The organism is Polaromonas sp. P1_G2 (assembly GCF_056405515.1).
In genome coordinates, this window is sequence record NZ_JBFUBY010001355.1 from 1 (window position 1) to 417 (window position 417).

General features: G+C 60.9%; 1 protein-coding gene. It reads right to left on the bottom strand.

Annotated elements, in window-relative coordinates; translation table 11 throughout:
• The coding region (locus AC1D0P_RS30535; RefSeq protein WP_477680154.1) for an MBL fold metallo-hydrolase at positions 1–417 on the bottom strand (417 nt) is incomplete at both ends.

Below are 417 nucleotides of genomic sequence, written 5' to 3' on the forward strand. Positions count from 1 at the left end.
GGATATGCTCGCGTAGCGTCAGGCCATCGACGTCGAAGACCTGGCCTTCGCGTGCCGAAAAGGCGTTGGGAAACTGGTTGACGGCGAGGCGATCGATCGCCTCTATCTCGGCATCGGTACGCAGCGGCGAATGATGGATGAAGGCGACATGCGCCGCCTCGGCCGCCCGCGCCAACCGAATAGCGTGCTGCCAGGAGGAATGACCATAGCCGATCTTGTAGGGCATCTCGTCGTCCGTATAGGTGGTGTCGTAGAGGAAGAGATCGACGCCCTCGATCAGCGACAGCACGTTGGGATCGAGAATGCCAGGCTGGTGCTCGGTATCGGTGATCAGCGCCACCGAACGCCCTTGCCATTCGACACGGTATCCAATCGCACCGCCCGGATGGTTGAGATTACCGGTCAGCAGCCGAACAC